This is a genomic window from Petrocella sp. FN5 (assembly GCF_029210395.1).
GTDB lineage: Bacteria > Bacillota > Clostridia > Lachnospirales > Vallitaleaceae > Petrocella.
In genome coordinates, this window is record NZ_JARGDP010000209.1 from 1 (window position 1) to 792 (window position 792).

General features: G+C 33.2%; 1 protein-coding gene. It reads left to right on the forward strand.

Annotated elements, in window-relative coordinates:
* Positions 1 to 101 precede the first annotated feature (101 nt).
* On the forward strand, positions 102 to 500 hold the full coding sequence (locus P0N36_RS15530; RefSeq protein ID WP_275843801.1) for a bacteriohemerythrin: 399 nt from the start codon (positions 102 to 104) through the stop codon (positions 498 to 500).
* Positions 501 to 792 lie beyond the last annotated feature (292 nt).

A 792-nucleotide genomic window follows, 5' to 3' on the forward strand; every position in this document is an offset into this window, starting at 1 on the left:
AAACAACATTCTTTAGATTCAAGAGGACCTTGACAAAAGCCGGCTTGGTGATACAATCTTATTAAGGAAAAAACTTAATAGACTGATGGAGGTAATTAGACATGTTATGGCAAGATAGATTTTCACTTGGAATACCTGTTATAGACGAACAACATAAGCAATTGGTGGATCTGGTTGAAGAAGTCAAAGGGCTCATTCATGACGCTGAAGATGGCGTGGACTGTTACGATGATATCACCTATGTACTAGAAAGCTTAAAAGACTATACAATTTCTCACTTTGCAGAAGAAGAAGCCATGATGGAAGCACATGGTTATAATAAATTAAATGCCCATAAAATGGAGCATGCAGCTTTTGTAGCTAAAGTACAAGATTTTCTGAGTAAAGACATTGACTTTGAACAGTTGTCTGTACTTGAAGACGTGGTAACCTTTCTTCTAGATTGGATTATCGAGCACATCTTAGTGACTGACAGTCAATATGTTGGTGTTGTTAAGTAAATAAATTTCTTATTGTGCATTATATTTTTATAAGCATTTGAGAAGCAGAAGGGTTCATATTGAGCCCTTTTTTTGTTGAATACGACCATTGGTTAAAGGGTCAAAACTAAGTTTTACTAAATTTACATACAATATATAGATTACGTTGATGCATTCATAACTATATATTTTATGCAAAAGTTCAACTATAGAGTTTTGACACCTTAACCATTATTAGACAATAAAGATTCAGAAGGTATGTTGAAAACAAAGAGATTATTGTGGTACTATGATTAAGAATGAAGAAGGTTTT